The 17748-nt window shown below is 46.2% G+C and carries 15 protein-coding genes, 1 tRNA gene and 1 riboswitch; of the genes, 7 read left to right on the top strand and 9 right to left on the bottom strand.

Annotated elements, in window-relative coordinates:
• Nucleotides 1-100: 100 nt before the first annotated feature.
• Complete coding sequence (hfq, locus tag ADS79_RS24810) at nt 101-328, bottom strand: RNA chaperone Hfq (RefSeq protein ID WP_049742122.1); 228 nt, start codon at nt 326-328, stop codon at nt 101-103.
• 88 nt (nt 329-416) lie between these two features.
• Nucleotides 417-860, bottom strand: a complete 444-nt coding sequence (locus tag ADS79_RS24805) for an NUDIX domain-containing protein (RefSeq protein WP_049741150.1) — start codon at nt 858-860, stop codon at nt 417-419.
• Between the two features lie 1201 nt (nt 861-2061).
• Between ADS79_RS24805 and ADS79_RS24800 the strand changes: the two genes are divergently transcribed.
• Nucleotides 2062-2502 carry a hypothetical protein gene (locus tag ADS79_RS24800; RefSeq protein WP_049741149.1) on the top strand — a complete coding sequence of 147 codons (441 nt, stop codon included), beginning with the start codon at nt 2062-2064 and terminating at the stop codon, nt 2500-2502.
• 1556 nt (nt 2503-4058) lie between these two features.
• Here ADS79_RS24800 and ADS79_RS24795 read toward each other — a convergent pair.
• Both ADS79_RS24795 and ADS79_RS24790 read right to left on the bottom strand, forming a co-directional pair.
• Complete coding sequence (locus ADS79_RS24795) at nt 4059-7139, bottom strand: ATP-binding protein (protein WP_049741148.1); 3081 nt, start codon at nt 7137-7139, stop codon at nt 4059-4061.
• A gap of 785 nt (nt 7140-7924) precedes the next feature.
• Nucleotides 7925-9637 carry a methyl-accepting chemotaxis protein gene (locus tag ADS79_RS24790; protein WP_049741147.1) on the bottom strand — a complete coding sequence of 571 codons (1713 nt, stop codon included), beginning with the start codon at nt 9635-9637 and terminating at the stop codon, nt 7925-7927.
• A 203-nt stretch (nt 9638-9840) separates the two neighbouring features.
• Between ADS79_RS24790 and ADS79_RS35475 the strand changes: the two genes are divergently transcribed.
• Nucleotides 9841-10023: a hypothetical protein gene (locus ADS79_RS35475; protein ID WP_049741146.1), complete on the top strand. Its 183-nt coding sequence runs from the start codon at nt 9841-9843 to the stop codon at nt 10021-10023.
• A 212-nt stretch (nt 10024-10235) separates the two neighbouring features.
• Here the strand turns inward: ADS79_RS35475 and queF are convergent, their stop codons facing one another.
• The 4 genes from queF to queC are packed head-to-tail and all read right to left on the bottom strand — an operon-like array spanning nt 10236 to nt 12652.
• Nucleotides 10236-10733 (bottom strand): preQ(1) synthase, encoded by a 498-nt coding sequence (queF, locus tag ADS79_RS24780; protein WP_049741145.1) that lies wholly within the window; start codon nt 10731-10733, stop codon nt 10236-10238.
• Nucleotides 10734-10773: 40 nt separating this feature from the next.
• Complete coding sequence (queE, locus tag ADS79_RS24775) at nt 10774-11499, bottom strand: 7-carboxy-7-deazaguanine synthase QueE (protein WP_049741144.1); 726 nt, start codon at nt 11497-11499, stop codon at nt 10774-10776.
• Between the two features lie 2 nt (nt 11500-11501).
• Nucleotides 11502-11984 carry a 6-carboxytetrahydropterin synthase QueD gene (queD, locus tag ADS79_RS24770; RefSeq protein ID WP_049741143.1) on the bottom strand — a complete coding sequence of 161 codons (483 nt, stop codon included), beginning with the start codon at nt 11982-11984 and terminating at the stop codon, nt 11502-11504.
• Entirely contained in the window at nt 11981-12652 is a 672-nt protein-coding gene (gene queC / locus ADS79_RS24765) for a 7-cyano-7-deazaguanine synthase QueC (protein ID WP_049741142.1), read from the bottom strand. Before queC ends, queD begins: the two co-directional genes overlap by 4 nt.
• Before the next feature lie 96 nt (nt 12653-12748).
• A riboswitch (PreQ1 riboswitch) is annotated at nt 12749-12792 on the bottom strand.
• A 322-nt stretch (nt 12793-13114) separates the two neighbouring features.
• Between queC and ADS79_RS24760 the strand changes: the two genes are divergently transcribed.
• From ADS79_RS24760 to ADS79_RS24750, 3 genes are all read left to right on the top strand, one after another.
• Nucleotides 13115-14122: an asparaginase gene (locus ADS79_RS24760; protein WP_049741141.1), complete on the top strand. Its 1008-nt coding sequence runs from the start codon at nt 13115-13117 to the stop codon at nt 14120-14122.
• A 77-nt stretch (nt 14123-14199) separates the two neighbouring features.
• Nucleotides 14200-14901 (top strand): copper homeostasis protein CutC, encoded by a 702-nt coding sequence (locus ADS79_RS24755; RefSeq protein WP_049742121.1) that lies wholly within the window; start codon nt 14200-14202, stop codon nt 14899-14901.
• Between the two features lie 49 nt (nt 14902-14950).
• A complete protein-coding gene (locus tag ADS79_RS24750; protein WP_049741140.1) occupies nt 14951-15775 on the top strand; it encodes a serine hydrolase in 825 nt (274 codons plus the stop codon).
• A gap of 74 nt (nt 15776-15849) precedes the next feature.
• Here the strand turns inward: ADS79_RS24750 and ADS79_RS24745 are convergent, their stop codons facing one another.
• The gene (locus ADS79_RS24745; RefSeq protein WP_049741139.1) at nt 15850-16146 is read right to left on the bottom strand and encodes a Fur family transcriptional regulator; all 297 of its coding nucleotides are present in this window, start codon (nt 16144-16146) and stop codon (nt 15850-15852) included.
• A 275-nt stretch (nt 16147-16421) separates the two neighbouring features.
• Between ADS79_RS24745 and ADS79_RS24740 the strand changes: the two genes are divergently transcribed.
• A complete protein-coding gene (locus ADS79_RS24740) occupies nt 16422-17291 on the top strand; it encodes a YitT family protein (RefSeq protein WP_049741138.1) in 870 nt (289 codons plus the stop codon).
• A 218-nt stretch (nt 17292-17509) separates the two neighbouring features.
• Nucleotides 17510-17585, top strand: a tRNA-Thr gene (locus ADS79_RS24735).
• Nucleotides 17586-17748: the final 163 nt, after the last annotated feature.

Genomic DNA, 17748 nt, shown 5'->3' with positions numbered 1-17748 from the left:
ATTAGGGGGAATAGAACAAATCATAGAAATCGTGACGCAAATAACAAGGCAGCCCTATCAGATAAAAGATAGGGCTGTTGGCTGACGTATTATGGAAGGCTTACTTCAAGATTTCCGGCAGTGGTACGGGTTTAACCGGAGTAATTGTCGAGATTGCCGCTTTGAAAAAGAGACTTTGCTTGCCTTGTGATTGCATCGTGACCGTATACGCGTCAGAGTAGGCAATCGTGCCTTTAAGTGGAACTCCATTTTTTGTGATCAGCGTAACGGGAATTTCCTTTGTAATCAGGTAATGCAAATAAGAGTCTTGCACATTTATTGGCTTCATGGCAAACATCCCTTTCTCTCTATAGTCGGATTCTCTACCATAGTAACATTTTTTGTAAAGAGAAGCATGTTGGGGAAACCTGTCCTTGCTAGAATATTTGCCCTAAATAAATTGGTGCTTGCTTATTGCCTACATGGCCTAGAATGATTTCACGCAGCATGGCGGGATGGAGCGGTTGCTCGAGCAAATCACAGATAGGCAGCCACTCTATTCCGATCTGTTTGTCGTCCAAAGCAATAGCGGATTGCTCCCGTGCTTGATCAGGCTGAAGCTGACAGGCAAACATAAGCTCGACTCGATGAATATCTGCTTGCATAAAACATTCTCGGATGAATAACAACTCGTCTGGAATGACCGTTAATCCGGTTTCTTCCAGGCATTCCCGTATCAATGCTTGATGAAGTGTCTCACCAGGATTTTGTCCACCGCCGGGCAAGAGATAATAAATGCCCTCGCTCTCATCCTCGTACTTTGAAACGAGTAGCTTTCCTTGCTCGATGAGTATTGCTTTTACAGAGTTTCTGATGTTCATGTGCATTACCTCGTTTTCTCAGAGATAGTAAGCTGGACAAGAAAATCCCCCGGGTTAAACCGATTCTCATACGTAGGAATAGCACCGATTTAGCACGATAGGAAAAGAAAAGCTCCGGCAAAAGGACTGCAAGAGCCAAGCTCACAAGGTGTAGAAAAGCGACTTAATCTATTATAAACGAGCAGAGACTTATTACTTCTATCGAATATCCACTTTCTCCGGGTAAATACTATATGTCTCAAATTATTGATATATAAGAGTTTTAATGCACTGAAATATGTGTACAACCCTAGGTTTGTGAGAATTTTGTGAGAACCACTTGATATTCTGAATAAGCCCATTGTAAGTTTTCATCTTATTACCTGTTGATGGAACGCCGTGTGCGATGAAAGTCGCCCGCATGGTGTAGGCTCGTTATAAAACCGAGATAGATAGAGGTATAAGACGAGAATAGCGGACCACCTGCAAATGTTACTTTTCCTCGACGTTGGGGAAATGGTGCCATTTTAGCTACAGAAAATAATTCCGGAATCGGGAGTAATCTACTTGAATTTGTCGACGGTTACGGAGGCACAGTAACCATATCTAATTTAACCAGTAGTGATTCCACGAAAGTTTACATGTCGATTCACGAAGATGACTTCGATCGAACTCTAATGATTTGGAGAATAGCCAGCGGCACCGTGACAGTTTCTTATGTTATTACCGATAGCCGAGGCGGGAAAAGTACAATCACTTACACCATAATCGAGCCATAGGATACCGGGAAATTAAAATGACTCTCTTACCTCACCTGCATAGGTGAGGTATCTATTTAACTGGTTTGACAACGCCACAAGTACAATTCAGCATGTTCTTTCCTCCCTAACTATTGTAGTAAATGAAAGGTAAACTACTAAAGGTTGTGATTTCTTGAACAGTGGATTTTTAAAACAATGGTGCCTCGAACATAATGTTGAAGCCAGAATGATCAATGGGATGAAAACTCAACTTAAGCAATCTCACACGAATTTGATTATGTGGTCCCCTATATCCCGATTGTGTTTAAAGGCAAGAAACTTGGCTGGTATAAACTTTTCTTTACTCTTGAAGGTGAAACTTTTGATGACTTCAATCATTTCTTCAAACCAAATCCCCTTGAAAGTTCCTTCTGACAAAAGGTATATTTAAAATAATCCAAAAAAAGTAAGGAGATGAAAAAATGAGTAGTTATACTATAAACATCTTGCTCAATAATGAAACATTAAACCAAGGAAAAAAACTGGTTATATACCAGCAATCACCTACTCTTTCACCGCAGACCTTAGCTTGGGTAGTAGCATCACCCCTTGAGAAAAATATAATAACTTGGAACTTAGAATACTCGGTGTTTGTTCCTACTGAACATAACGTTCCACTTAATAATGCCAGCACATTTGATGCAGGTGCTCTGGTTAACGGAAACATAGTTACCTGCTCTTCTGTACTTGAAAGTTCTTTGCCAGAAAGTATGGAAAGCAGCAATAAATTGGTGATACTTTTAGAAAGTGAACACAATTTAGGAGACCAAGAAAATGCTCTTGAAATATATTTAGACCATGAAATTAAAGAACATACTATCAGATATGACCCTGAAAATAGGGTTTTCAAAATTGAAAATTGAGTTTGAAGTCCAATGGATGAATAATCTTATTGGACTTTTCTATTTACTCCCATATCTACTTGGTACGGAATGAATAGACGCCTTTTTTCAAGACTAGAATCACTAGCAGGTCTTGTATACAGGAATACCGAAACCATCAGTATCGATCGTTTCATGCCGTTTCTGACTAAGATAAGAGAAGATTCTTCCGTAGTAGTGATCAAGCTTGATGGCGAACGATCAGAAGATATTTACATTCTCTTGATTTCCGGAGAAAAGGTAGACTCGAATGGATTAATCAGAATAGATACTTCTGATCTGGAAAGTGGGCTGTCGTTTATTTGTGTCAAGTACGCTACTAAAGTCTGGGGCATTGAATTATGAAACCTTGCTATTTAGCATAATTGAGATTCAAGTAATACGGAGTCGCTCCATTAACCTATTCCTTAATTACTTTTTTTGTCCCAAAGGTATTTGTTAAGCTTCACAAAAGGAGTGCGAGGCGAATGGAAAGGTCGTTTTATTATAGTGTTAGTTGGACAGACGCACATGAATAATGAATAGATTCTCCACGTTGGGTATTCCCTTCTCAATTGATTCTGGAGATTTGGCAATAGTCTTTCCTGACTTATATGTACGTGACTATAACGATGTTAGGAGTTTATTTTGAAAGGTAGGAAAAGCATACCGGCGTTTGTAATCTGTAGGTCTGTTGGCAGTAAAATAGAAAAGTGATGCCATCCGCTCTCAACATCTTTCTTGGGAATAACATATCTTATGTGGTACACGAAACCCGTTTCAACTTACTCGGAGACGGGTTTTGACTTATATGATTGTACCAGCAGTGCCATGATACATTATTGACGAAAAGCGTCAACAACCACATGGAAAGACTATGATTCACCAAAGTGTAAAAAGAAAAACCCTTATTAAATAAGGGTCAGGCTGTCGAGAAAGTCTCGGCAACCATTAGGTACTAACTTGCCGATTCTACAATCTGGAATCGAAATGCTATCTAAATCTTGGATAAGTTCAAACCAATCAAAGCGGCAAGGGTATTATTTACCAAAAAAGAGTTTGATGCTCTTTTGAGTGAAGAGATTAAGCTCATAGAAGAAAAATTAGTAAGAATTGACATGTACCATGCTATTCACTTACATAATTTACCGCAAAAAAATGAATATCTGTTAGACTATTGATACATCAGGAACAGTGGCATCACGCGGGGACTTGTTCCAGGAGCAGATATACACAATTAGAAGTGGACTCTGTTGCAAAAAGGACATATGGCGAAGATCTTCACCTGAGAGTGTCTCAGGGAATATTCCGTCAAAGTCTCCTCGGTGAATAGATCAGCACCCGGTCCTCCCGGCCCAGTCCGGACTTCAAGTCTTCAACCGTCACCAGAAGACGATCCTTGCCTCTCTCGACAAACGTTCTGGCTTTCGATCGCGATTAATCTCTACCAGTGCAAGTACACGGTCCAGCAAAATCCGATAACGACGAGGTGCCCGACATTAAAGACGGGCTCCAAAAACGATGCTACCGGCTCGCTCCCAAGCTAGCGCTTTGGAAGGTTACTTGGGAACGACAAAGGAGATTATCGTTCCCTCTCCGGGATGGCTGCGAACGAGCAAACCTTTCCCGTATATTTGCTTCAGGCGACGGTCGGTATTGGTCAAGCCTATTCCCGAATGACGGGCGACTGGTTCGGCCCGATGCAGCGTTTGCGACAGCATATCGGGCTCAAAGCCGACACCGTTGTCTTCGATCGATATTTTCACCCCATCCCCCAAATCCTGAATCCGAATCCGGACGGTACCGCCCTTGGATCGTTTGAGTATACCGTGCCGGAGGGCGTTTTCCACTAGGGGCTGGACGGACAACGGCGGAACTTGCAGCTCAAGATGTTCGACTACCTCCCACACGACCTGAATCCGGTCTCCGAACCGTTCCTTCTCGATATATAGGAAAGCTCGCACAAGATCCAACTCCTTCCGCAGTGGCACCAACTGATCCGAATTGGCGGAGTCGAAGCTGGCCCGCAGGTAATCACCGAAGGCAATTAGAAGGTCACGCATGCGGGTGGCGTCGACATCCACGAGCGCGGCGATGGAACTAAGCGTATTGAACAGAAAATGCGGCTCAATTTGCGCCTGCAGCCACGCAGCCTCCAGACGCTTCTGTTCGCGGGCGGCTCGAGCCACGTCCGTCAACGCCTTTACTCGCATTCTCAGCTCTTGCGCGTTGACGGGCTTAACGATGTAGTCGTTGGCCCCCGCTTTGAAGCCCGATTCGATATCTTCCGCCCTATGGCGAGCCGTGAGCAGGAGAATCGGCAGTTCAGAAGGAGAGAAGATGGTACGGACGGTGCGGGCGACTTCGTAGCCGGACATATCGGGCATCATGACGTCCGCGACCAACAAATCCCAAGATCCCGAATTCAGAAGGGACAGTGCTTCTAAGCCGCTTGTCGTCGTCGTGATCTCGTATAGATCCGAGGAGAGCACGTGCTTCAGGATGCGCAGATTCACCGGATCGTCGTCAATTGTGAGGATTCGGGCACGGTCCTCGCGCGCAGGGGCTTTTGACAAAGGATCGGACGCAGTTCCTGCGCTCGCGAGAACCTCATCCTCTTCAACCAGCCTTGTCGCGGTGACCTCATTCGTCGCTGGATCCACGACGGCCGCCCCCGCCGCGGGCAGTGTAAACCGGATGACGGAGCCGACGTTTGGAGTTGAGCTGACCGTCAATTGTCCACCATGAAGCTCTACCAGACGCTTGCTGATCGCAAGGCCCAGCCCGAATCCCGCCGCGTTCGTCTCCGCCTGAATCTCGCCTTGTTCATAAGGCTGCATAATTCGGCTCGCAGTCTTCTCGTCCATCCCGATCCCGGTGTCCACAACACGGACGACGACCTTGTCGCCTTCGGCTTCCGCTTCGATCGAGACCTGTCCTTCATTCGTAAACTTGACCGCGTTGTGGAGAAGGTTGAACAAAATCTGCACCAGCCGGTTCTCGTCCGCCAGCACCGCCGGCAGCGAATCTGGAACCCGGTTCTCGAGCCGAATAGGCTTGCCATCCGTCATGAACCGGACCATGTCCAGCACACCCGCAACCTCCGTTTGCAGCCGGAGAGGCCTTGGATTCAGTCGTAGGCGATTCTCCCTCAGCCGATTCAGATCAATGAGGTCATTCAGCAGGAAGGACATGCGTTTGCCCACCGAAATGAGCAACGCAAGGCGCTCCCGGTTGGCTTCCTTGTCGGAACCTTCGGGGCTGTCGAGCACGGCTTGGGCCATGTTCAGAATGCCGTGAAGCGGATTCCTTAGCTCGTGCGAGGTGTGAACCAGGAATTCGTCCTTGTGTTTATCGGCCGCTTGAAGCCGTTCCGCCAATCGAACGGTCTCGGCGGCATTGCGGATATATCGCTTAAACCAATAAAGTGCGAAAGCGATAAAGAAAGCAAGCATATCGAAAGGATAGTAGCCGATATCAAGAGAAAACGTGTAATTAAAGAGCCCCCAGAACATGTTCGAAACGATGGCCATCACTCCAAGCAGCAGGTAGATCGCGTCTGGAGCACCTCTGCGGACCGCCCGATATAGGAAGATAGGGGCAGCTACGTACGACACCAGCAACAGAGCCGTATGGAGCCCGTCTGCCAAGGAAAACAACTTGGGCGGTAGCGCCAACACGAACAGTCCGAAGAGACCACATGCGGCGAAGTGCCAGCGGGAATGGCGAAGGATTGGTAATTCGGGCAACAGGCTTCTTACGTAATGCAGCAACAGCGCCGCCACGCCCAAGTAGGATAAATAGGAGACTTTATAGAGCGCTTCGTAACTAACCCCGAACCATGCGGAAAGGATGTAGTCCACATCGCAGAGGACGGCCACCGCCCCGCAAATCCCCATAAGGGAAAAGAAAAGAAGTGGCTTCTGCCTGGCGCCGATGAAATACAGGACGAAGGCGTACAAGGCATGCATGACCATCAGCAGACTGAGCGCCGCTTGCGATCCGGCGGAGAACCAGTAAGCCCGGTTCATCGCTTTGGTCGTTCCGAACTTGACTGGCTCCGTCAGACCTCCCCTGACGCGGTCGTCGAAGTTGGCCACTTGCAGAACGATGTCCAGAACGTCGCGATCAGCTGCGAACGTGACGGAATAAGGAGCGGCGCTCGGTGTATAGGAAGATGCGCTGTCCGCCGTACGACCAGCGCTGCCTAGCAAGCGCCCGTTCACGTACAAAGCCGAAGAGGCAGAGATCCCCGGCACTCGAACGGTCAACTCCGGCAAGCTTCCGGTCGGCAACATGACATGCAGCCGGTAGGTTCCGTATCCTATGGTAGATCCCTGCGACGGTGAGAGATTCCTTTGCCAGCTCCCGGGGACCGTCGCCGATTCAGCAACACCGCGTTCCGATTCGAAGGTACCATCCGGGGAGGGCGTCGCCAGCTGAAACGGATAAAATTCCCATTGTCCGAAGAAAGATAAGATAGGTTTGGATGAGGGGTCCCAATGGCTTAGATCAAGGAGCCCGTCTTCGGCATCGACCCTCGTGGATGTTGTCTGTACGTCGATCCAGGCAAAGCGAATCCCCGTCAGAATGAGAAGGAACAGTCCAATTATGGCTACGATTTTTTTTCTTTTCATCATATTGATTCGTTTTCGACAAAAACTCTGAAATTCCTTGCTAATTTGCGGGTAGTGTCAGTGACGCTGGTACTACCCCATTAGGAGTTACCATTTGAGTGCTAATAAAAAAGCGAGTTAGTTTCCCTATACGCTCCATGAGTTCCAGCAAATCCTTATAGAATACTTGGAAGACGAACATAGGAAATCAGCCAGCTAGGGAACGGGTGACTTCTCCCGGTCCTTCTTATGTCTTTCCGCTCCCGCTGTAATGTCCAAGCGTCAAGAGCATCCGCTTCTTATTGCCCATTTTTTGCCCATGTAAAATGAAAAAATTAGCGAGAAAATAGAGTAAACCATATTAATCGAATCGCTCATAAACTGCATAAATAAAGGGAAAATGAGATTTTAAGAAAATGTGTTGAAATCCAAGATAATGAAAAAATAATCAAATTTGAAATGGAGGGAAGCATCAGTTAACCCTTACACTACGAGGGTTTCCGGGCTTTAAAATGGGCCTGCTCCATTTTACTCCCTACATTTTGACGTATCGCTCGTAGAGGGATAAAGATTCGTCTTCAATTTTCTTAGTAACATGTAAATACGTGTCTGCAGTGACTTTGACGCTTGTATATCAAGTCGCACGGACACGTTAATCGCAAGACAGGCAACTACCTTGCCATTATATAAGCTTTTTCGCACGTGGCTAGACAACTTGTTTGAAAAAACGAGAGAGATCAAAAATAGATCAGCATCGAAAAATCCTCGCTATCTGTGCAGATACGAGGATTTCCATTTATATCGTTATGCTATGTTACCTTAAATGTACCTGTAATTTCCTGAAGCTCCTGTGCCAGTAAATTTAGAGATTGAGTTGAAGCGGAAATCTCCTCCATTGTAGCCAACTGCTCCTCAGAGGAAGCGGCAACCAACTGTGAGTTCCCAGCTGTTTCTTTGGAAATCCGCTCAAACTCAGAAACAGTAGCAGAAATTTCTTCGGAACTGGCTGACATCTCTTCTGCCAAAGCTGATACCTCTTGAATTTGATCGGTGACTTCCTGAATTTTGTTTACTATTTTCTGGAATGATTCTCCTGCCTCGTGGACGACACCGATCCCGGATTGAACATTTTGGTTTACTTTACTCATCGTTCCTACGGCATGCTTCGTATTGTTTTGAATTTCGTGAACCAAGTCTGCAATCTGTTTTGCTGATTCTTCCGATTGTTCAGCAAGCTTCCTTACTTCATCAGCCACAACAGCAAAACCTCTTCCATTCTCTCCCGCTCTGGCAGCTTCAATCGCTGCGTTTAACGCCAATAAGTTGGTTTGCGAGGCGATGCCGGCGATCACATCTACGATTTTGACAATCTCTTCAGAGCGTTCACCCAAAAATTTTATGACATTGGTTGAGGTATCTACAGCCTTCTTGATTGAGTCCATCTGCTCGACAGCTTCGCGAATAGAAGTATTCCCCTGTATCGCTTCCTCCGAAGCCTCTGTGGAGGAGACAGACACTGTATAGGCTGATTCAGCAATTTTTTGGATGCCTACTGCCATTTCTTCCACGGATCGCGCACTCTCCTCCGACCCGTGAAGCTGTTGCTCCGCACCATTAGCTACTTCCTGAATCGCCGTTGTAATGACAGTAGTGGCTTCCGCTGTTTGTTCCGCGCTAGCTGCCAACTCTTCCGAGCTCCCTGCCAAGGAAAGGGCATTGTCGTTAATTTTGCTGACAACGGTACGCAGCCCAGCGATCATTTGATTAAAATCTTTGGTAAGTGTCCCAATTTCGTCCCTGGATTGATATTCTCCAAATACGGTTAGATCGCCAGCTTGGGCCAGGCTCATCAGTTCCTGTATTTTTTTTACCGGTTTTGTAATCATATTGCTAATGACAACACCGATTGCCGCTAGTAGAATAACAAACACAATGACAGCAACAAGCATGAAGGTAGCCTCAGTTTCGGCATTTTGCTTGTTTTCTGCATTGACCTTCCTCGTATCTTCGCTCATGTAGTCCGAGAATTCCTTCATTACATCGAAGGTCTCTTGCTGCACAGCACGGACTTTTGTTAGGTAATACTGATACGCGTCCGCGTTCCTGTTCGTCGTAGCAAGTTCTATTGTTTTATTTCGTTCAGTATCGTAAGTGGCATACAATCCCTTGAATTTTTTGAGCAGCTCGCCTTTCTTCTGATCGAAAGCGATGTTGTCTAGATCGGCTTTTACTTTTGCGTTTTCGTTTCTCACGTGTTCAATATTGTCTTTTAATTCTTTATTCCTTGTCTGGTCTGTGGTAACCATTAGTTCCATAAAATAAGAGGCATTGGTCTGCATATTGGTGCGGATCTTACTGATCAACTCGACAGCATAAACGTTTTCGTTATACAACGTTTCCGAGCTTTCTGCCACATCTTTTGTGGAAATGTACCCAATCCCTCCGACTGCGAACAACATCATTAATGATAGCACAATAAGCGTGAAGATCTTGTAATACAGCTTTAAGTTTCGAAAGAACATCTGCTTTCACCTTTTCCTTATGAAAATACGATATGCTTGTTGTTTACCGCTATTTTTGTGACTTTAAACATTTTTCGTAGACTGAATTCTGGAAAATAAAACTTGATATAACTTTCCTTCGATCACTGCTAAAGTCGATAATACCGACAGCAGACCAAGGAGGGCATTTTTTTACCTGAGTAGTTTGGGGGATGTTAGATTAAGTGTATGGATGGATCACAGAACTAGATTCGAGGACGAGGCTGGTTCACCTGATTGTTGAAAAGAAAATGGAGGGTGTAGTCGCCAAGCTGAAAGACGGACGCTATCATGCTGGTAAGCGTACAGACGATTTCGTAAAGATCCTCAACTACTTGTACGCAGATGTCAGTATTGCGGGATACTGAGACTGAAAAGACTAAGCAGGGTTGGACGGTCAATGCAGATATCGAAACGAGTTTTACTGAAGTGGTTAAAGGGACAATGATGTGTTGGGAATGGGGACGAACAGGGGACAAAAACCGTCAACAACTAACTTTTTTGACCAATATCGAACAATATAAGAACAAGAAAAACCCTTGATATTCAAGGGTTATCTCATTCTAACCAACACCAACAACTAGCGATTATCTACTTTCTCCGGGTACATATCATGATTCATCAAGCGGTAGCTGGCCATCTCTTCGTATTTCGTTCCTGGCTTTCCATAGTTGCAGTACGGATCAATCGAAATGCCGCCACGCGGGGTGAATTTGCCCCATACCTCGATATATTTCGGGTCCATGAGCTTGATCAGGTCATTCATGATGACATTGACACAATCCTCGTGGAAGTCGCCATGGTTGCGAAAGCTGAATAGGTACAGCTTGAGTGATTTACTCTCAACCATTTTGATGTCCGGGATGTAGCTGATGTAAATCGTAGCAAAGTCAGGCTGGCCAGTAATCGGGCACAGGCTGGTGAATTCCGGGCAATTGAATTTTACGAAGTAATCCCGGTACGGATGCTTGTTGTCAAACGACTCCAGTACACCCGGATCGTACGAATAATTGTAGGTAGTTCCTTGGTTACCCAAGAGGGTGAGTGAAGACAAATCACGTTCTTGATGGTTTGACATTTTTACATTAACCTCGCTTCATCTCTATTTTTCAATCGGCTTATACGCCGCGTTTATTTCCCCAGACGAGTGCATGCAGCTGTGGAAGTACTTTGACGTCATTCATGTCGGGGGCTTCCATCGCTCGCTCAATCAACCATTCAAAGCTTTCCAACAGCTTGTCGCGAAGTTTGGAGGTGTTCGCTGCAGTAAGATCGTCATTGCCTGGCTGTAAATAAAACGGAATAGAAGGATAACGTCCATGAATGCTTTGTGCATAGGCAAAGTCATCCTCGTTAAAGACAACTACTTTTAGGCTGAGTCCCTGGTGATTACGTGTCACGAGGGCATGGATGATCTGATCGAGTGCATCCAAATCCGTGGACATTCCTGAGCTTGGCGGCTTGGGAGAAATCGTGACGTCATCGATATCATGCAGCCAGCTTTGCCACCTGCTGCCCTGTGTTTCCACAGCGGTACGAATGTCGTTCGCTTTTAGCAGCTGGACGAGCTCGCCGATGCTAGCGAGCAGCGCCGGATTCCCTCCCGAAATGGTTACATGGGAAAAGCGGTCATGGCCCAGACGGTTAAGCTCCTGGTAAACGTCTTCTGCTGTCATTTGCTGGATTTCATCACGAGCCGAGCCGTCCCAGGTAAAGGCAGAATCACACCAGCTGCAGCGGTAATCACAACCTGCCGTACGAACAAACATCGTTTTTTGTCCGATGACCATGCCCTCTCCCTGAATCGTAGGACCGAAGATTTCCAAAACAGGAATGGTGCTCATGCTCACATCCACTCCCGTCTTGCTTCTGCATAGCTTGTCGGCGTTTCAAACAGGCGCACGAATTCCACGCGAGCCTCGTTATAGCGATTGCGGTAAGTATCGGATTGCAGCTGGTTATCCATTTGTTCGAAAATCCAGACGACCATATTCTCGGCAGTGGTATTCATCAGAGGGAGCATTTCATTCAAATAGCGATGATCCAGGTAGACCTCGATATGCTCCTTCCAAATTTGCTTGATGTCACCAAAGTCAATGACGAGACCAATCTCATCAGGGAAACCGCTGATGCCAAATACGACCTTGTACGTATGTCCGTGCAGGTTTTTGCATTTGCCTTCGTACGCGTGCAGATGGTGCGCAGCGTCGAACGTAAACTCTTTGCTGACCAGAATTCGCTTGTTATGGTAGCGAAGCTCTGATTTTTGAATATGAGTGCCCAAGGCTTGCATGCGGTCGATAATGCGGAAATCAAAGTTCGCACTCATATGGCACGCTCTCCTGATTGCTCGCGTTCGGAAAGATAGGTGTCCAGTCCGGCTTTTCGCAGCTGGCAGGCGGGACATTCGCCGCAGCCATCTCCTTTGATGCCGTTATAGCAGGTGAGGGTATTTTCTCGGATATAAGGGAAGGCACCCAGTTCGTCTGCCAGCTTCCACGTTTGTGCTTTGGTCAGCCACATCAATGGCGTATGAATCACAAATGGATAGTCCATCGACAGGTTCAGCGTCACATTGAGTGATTTAATGAACGAATCGCGGCAATCCGGATAGCCGCTAAAATCTGTTTCACATACACCTGTTACCAGATGTCGTGCTCCACGCTGCTTGGCAAATACGCCGGCAAACGAGAGAAATAACAAATTGCGTCCATCCACGAACGTAGAAGGCAGCTGTCCTTTCTCCTGGGTGATGTCAATATCTGTGCGGGTGAGGGCATTGGGAGCAAGTTGATTCAACAGGCTCATATCCAATACCGTGTTTGGGACGCCTAATTCACGGGCGATTTGCTGAGCACATTCAATCTCCAGCTTATGACGCTGCCCGTAATCAAACGTGAGGGTTTCGACTTCACCGAATTGCTGCTTGGCCCAAAACAGGCATGTCGTGCTATCCTGTCCTCCGCTGAAAACAACAATGGCTTTTTCTTTTTTCATGCTCTCCATCTCCTTCAGTAATGTAATGGAAGAAAGAGAGTTCTTGAACTTGCTCCTGCAAAAAAACAAAACAATACCAAGGGTAAGGTACTGTTATCCACCTTAGTTTTTTATAGAGGGAGTTCGCGAACCTCTCCCATGCACCACCTGCATGGATTTCGTATGCGATTGGGCATCCAGTTGGAAGCCTAGCGTCATTATACTACAAACACGCTGGAGAATGGATGGAAGATCACGACTCCTTGATATTGGAAAAAATAATTTGACGGGAGCGGGAATGGACTGCTAGTATTTTTTAGTAACATCATTGGAGAAATTCAATTGTAAACTTATGTAACGTTCGGAAATCGAAGGGTTTTGTAGCATGTTTTATGTGAATATTTCATATTTTTATACCATCAGTGGAGTAGCGTTGGAAGAAGATGACACGCTTGCCCATCTTATGTAGAGTTGGTGATCAGAATGAATGACAGTCTATTAGTTGAAGAATATCGTGGGAAAGTACTTGAAAATGTACATTATGGCGTTGTGTGCGGCGTCAATGAGCACGGCGAGGTTATTTATTCTGCTGGAGACGAGCTGCATGTGACCTATTTGCGCTCCGCAGCCAAGCCGTTTCAGGCGATCCCTGTAGCCAAGCAAAATATTGATGGAAAATTTGGTTTAACGAGCAGGGAAGCCGCGTTGTTTACCGCTTCTCATCGTGGTGAGTCGTACCATATAGAAGGACTGGAGTCGATCCTCGCCAAAACAGGGATTTCAGAAGAAGAGCTGCTGACATGCCCTACCTACCCGCTCAACGATGAGCCGAAGCTTGCTTGCGTAGCGCAAGGCACGCCAAAGCGCAGGCTTTTTCACAATTGCGCTGGAAAGCACCTCGGTTTTCTCGCCTTGTCCAGGGAGCGCGGTTTTTCTACGAATGATTACTACGAGCATACTCATCCTGCGCAGCAAGAGGCTTTGGAGGCCTTTGCTTATTTGGCTGAGTATCCCAAAGACCAAATACAGCTCGGCGTAGATGGCTGTGGGTTCCCCGTTTTTGCTGCACCTCTGAAGCACCTGGCGATCGCTTATTTGAAGCTGGGCTGCCCAGATTTGATTGAGGATGAGAAAACGCGCGAGGCCGTTGTGAAAATTACTGGATGGATGACTGCTAATCCTGACATTATCGCCAGTCATAACTTTATTTGCACGGCATTGTTGACTGACCCGAATATTATCGCCAAAGGTGGAGCGATGGGGGTATACGGGTTTGCGCTGAAAAAGGAAAGGATCAGCTTTGCCCTCAAAGTGCTCGATGGCTCTGAGCTTGTTTGGCCGCTGGTCATTGCTTCGATTCTGGAGCAGATAAACTATGAGAATAAGGAAACGATAGCAAGACTGCATGCATTGACGCCACGCGAGATTAAAAATGATAACCAGCTGATTGTCGGCGAAAAGAGAGCCGTTTTTACGATGAAACAGAAATAAACGGTAGGCTTGTTTTCTTGCATCTGGAATAAAAAGGGTATACGATGTCCACAGATCAAGAGGACGGAGGAAAAACAATGATAATTGAAGTGATTGCGACTTCCGTGGAGGATGCCAAAAGGGCCGAGCAGGGAGGAGCAGACCGACTCGAGCTGATATCAGGAATACTGGAGGGGGGAATAACTCCGAGCTGGGGCTTGATTGATGCTGTTGTGAAAGCTGTCCGTATTCCAGTAAACGTCATGGTGCGACCACACAGCCAATCCTTTTGCTATACGCAGGATGAGCTATTTGTCATGCGAGAGGATGTGCGAGTCATTCGCGAGCTGGGAGCAGCCGGGGTCGTCGTCGGCATGCTTACCGAGCAAAAAAAGCTGGATACAAATGGGCTTGAGCTGGTGCTTAGCGAAGCGGATGAGCTGGATGTGACTTTTCATCGCGCATTCGACGAGGCAGACGATCAGCTGGAAGCAGCACGGATTTTGCTACATTATCCGCAAGTGCGCCGCATTCTTACTTCTGGTGGTCAGAAGAGTGCGGTGGAGGGAATGGATTGCATTGCACAGCTGATGCAGCTCACGGATAAAACCCAGCTAAATATGTTGGCAGGCAGTGGCCTGTCCCTTTCCAATATTACTGATTTCCTTCAGAAAACAGGTGTGAGGGAAATTCACTTTGGGACAGGCGTTCGCGAGGATGGGCAGGCACTGCGCTATGTCGATCCAGAAAAAGTAGCAGCATTAAAAGGAATCTGCGAACCTTTTTCGAAACAAGTATGATCAGGAAATTTTTTGAATCGTACAGGTTTGATGGGAAAGGGTGACACCAGTGGAGATTGAAAAACGATTGGGCGAAATTATTGCGGAAGCCGAGGGAACCTGGGGCGTAGTTGTAGAAGAGCTGGGATCAGGTCATGATCAAAAATTATGCTTCAAGCATTTGCCTGATGAGCTGTTCATTGCTGAAAGTGTCATTAAGGTTCCGATCATGGCTGCCGTTTATGAAGCAGCAGACAAAGGGCAGTTTTCCGTGGAGGATCATCTTACGCTACGCAAAGAGGATCTTGTAGGAGGCTCCGGCTTTTTGTACAGGCTATCGCCTGGCCTTAGGCTGACGATCCGTGATTTGATTACGATGATGATCATTCAAAGCGACAATACGGCGACCAATATGCTGATCGATTTGGTTGGTGAGGAACAGATCAAGCAAACGATGTGCAATCTGGGCATGAGCCAAAGTCGGTATTCGCGCAAGCTGATGATCTATCCGGTGGATGTGGCTGAAAACAATCTGATTACAGCAGGGGATGTAGCCAGCATGCTAGGAAAAATCGCGTCAGGCACGTTTTTATCCCAACGTGCTTGTGCAGAGATGATAGCGATTATGAACAAGCAGCAGGTAGTGAACGGCCTACCTTCTTTGCTGCCAGATCGGGCTGACGCTGGTGAAAATCATGAGTGGACCCTGCCGTGCAAATCAGGGTGGGACACAGGCAGGCAGCATGATGTAGGTGTACTCTATACGGCGGGACGGCGAATCACTATTACGGCATTATCCCAGGACGTGCAGCCTGGTGCAGCCCTCCGCACGCTGGGATTGCTCGGTAAGGCAGTCTATGACTATGCGACGGCAAGCGAGTCCTGCTCCGTCTAGTCTAATGCTCAAAAAAGAAGAGGTAACCCAGTGCTTGACGGGTTACCTCTTCTTTCTTTATAGGAAATGGCAGGCTACATAACCTGCTTCAGCTCGAGAGCATCAAGTGTGACAAGACTTTCAAACTGATTCGGCGAATCGTGATGGACATGCTCTTTTAAAATCCCCATTTTGACGAAGAATCGCAAGGATGTATACACCGTTGAGAGTGTGATATTTGGCATCTCGTTTTTCAAGGCGTGATAGACGTCTTTCGCATTCAAACGTTGGTTCGAGGTCAGCATATGAAGAAGTACTGCTCTCCTTTGGACAGTCAAGCGTTTCCCTAGATGCTTTACCTGCTGTGTGACATTGGCAATGCGTTCATCCATGACATCTCACCTCTTTCTTGACGGAATAAGGAAGCTAAACGATAATCACTTCCTGCTATAAAAGCTGATGCTCATTCATAATGAACTGTCTTTTATTAAAATAATTATTATCTGATTCTAATTATCGTTTTGTTTTGAGCTTTCGTCAATCTCTTTCTTCTATAAGGAAGGGAAATAAAGCGGTGATGCTTTAACGTGAAGGGTTTCCTTTTTTGCTAAATCATGATAGTGTATGTGCGTCTTTTGTCTATGTGAAAATGTCAGGAGTGGACTGTGTGGCGAGAAAAAGACGAACACCAGGGCAATTGAATAGTCCTCTGCGAAAAGCAATGGAGTATGGCATGCTGCTAATTGGCTCGCTGGTGCTGGCGACCAGCTTTAACCTATTTTTAAATCCCAATCAGATTGCTTCAGGTGGTGTCTCAGGACTGTCGACCATCCTGCATAATTTGTTTGGATTTTCACCAGCGCTTGTGCAGTGGGCATGCAATATTCCTTTATTTCTGCTTGGGTTAAAGCTTTTAGACAAGCAATATAGTCTAAAGGCTGCAGTTGGTTCGATTATTTTACCTTTATGTGTGATGCTGACGAGCAATTTGCAGCCGTTAACCACCAACCCTTTGCTAGCGAGTATATATGGAGGAATTGGTGTCGGTCTCGGGATCGGAATCGTATTTCGGGGAAGAGGCTCAACAGGAGGCTTTGCAATTGCGTCGCAGATTTTACATAAATTTTCGGGTCTTAGCTTGGGAGTTTGTGTAGCTGTTTTTGATGGTTTGGTTATCTTGTTTGCCGGAATTGTTTTTGACCCGGAAAAGGCACTCTTTGCTCTGATCGCTCTTTTTGTAACCAGTAAAACGATTGATATTGTCCAAATGGGTTGGAATACGTCGAAGGTGGCGTACATCATCTCGAATGAGACGGATGTTTTGCGCGAAACGATCTTGTACGATCTGGACCGGGGCGTAACGCTTTTGGATGGCGCGGGAGGATATACAGGCGATGTACGGAAGGTGCTTATGGCTGTCGTCAGCCAGGGCGAGGTGAGCAAGCTGAAAATCATGGTGCGTTCTGTTGATCCCGATGCGTTTATTATTTTATGCCCTGCGCAAGAGGTGCTGGGAGAAGGATTTCGTGTGGGGTAAGGTCCCAATCTTTTAGGAATAGGGGAGTAGAGAAGAGCCGTGGGGAATACTGATACGGCTCTTTTTTTATGGGTAAGAGAAATCCGATGATGGAGTTTTTTAATTTAAAATGAAATTTTTCCAGATTTTCTATTGCATTTAAAAATCAGACATGCTATATTAAATCTCGTGAGCGGGACACACACCAAAAACACTCGCACAAAACGAATAACCACCATGCCGGTGTAGCTCAATTGGTAGAGCACCTGACTTGTAATCAGGGGGTTGTGGGTTCAAGTCCTATCGCCGGCACCACTACATATCATAAATGCTTTTCCTGCCACGTAATTTGAGGTTGATGAATTGGTTTTGATATGCTAGAGTGAAAACTCACACTTTTAAAGCGTGAGTGAAAAATGCTCCTTGAAAACTGAACAGCGAAAGCGTTAATGAGTCTATCATTAAATGATTTGCCAGC

This window comes from Brevibacillus reuszeri (genome assembly GCF_001187725.1).
Taxonomy (GTDB): domain Bacteria; phylum Bacillota; class Bacilli; order Brevibacillales; family Brevibacillaceae; genus Brevibacillus; species Brevibacillus reuszeri.
The sequence above is the reverse complement of the archived record's forward strand: the minus strand, read 5'-3'. Positions and strand labels throughout refer to the sequence as shown.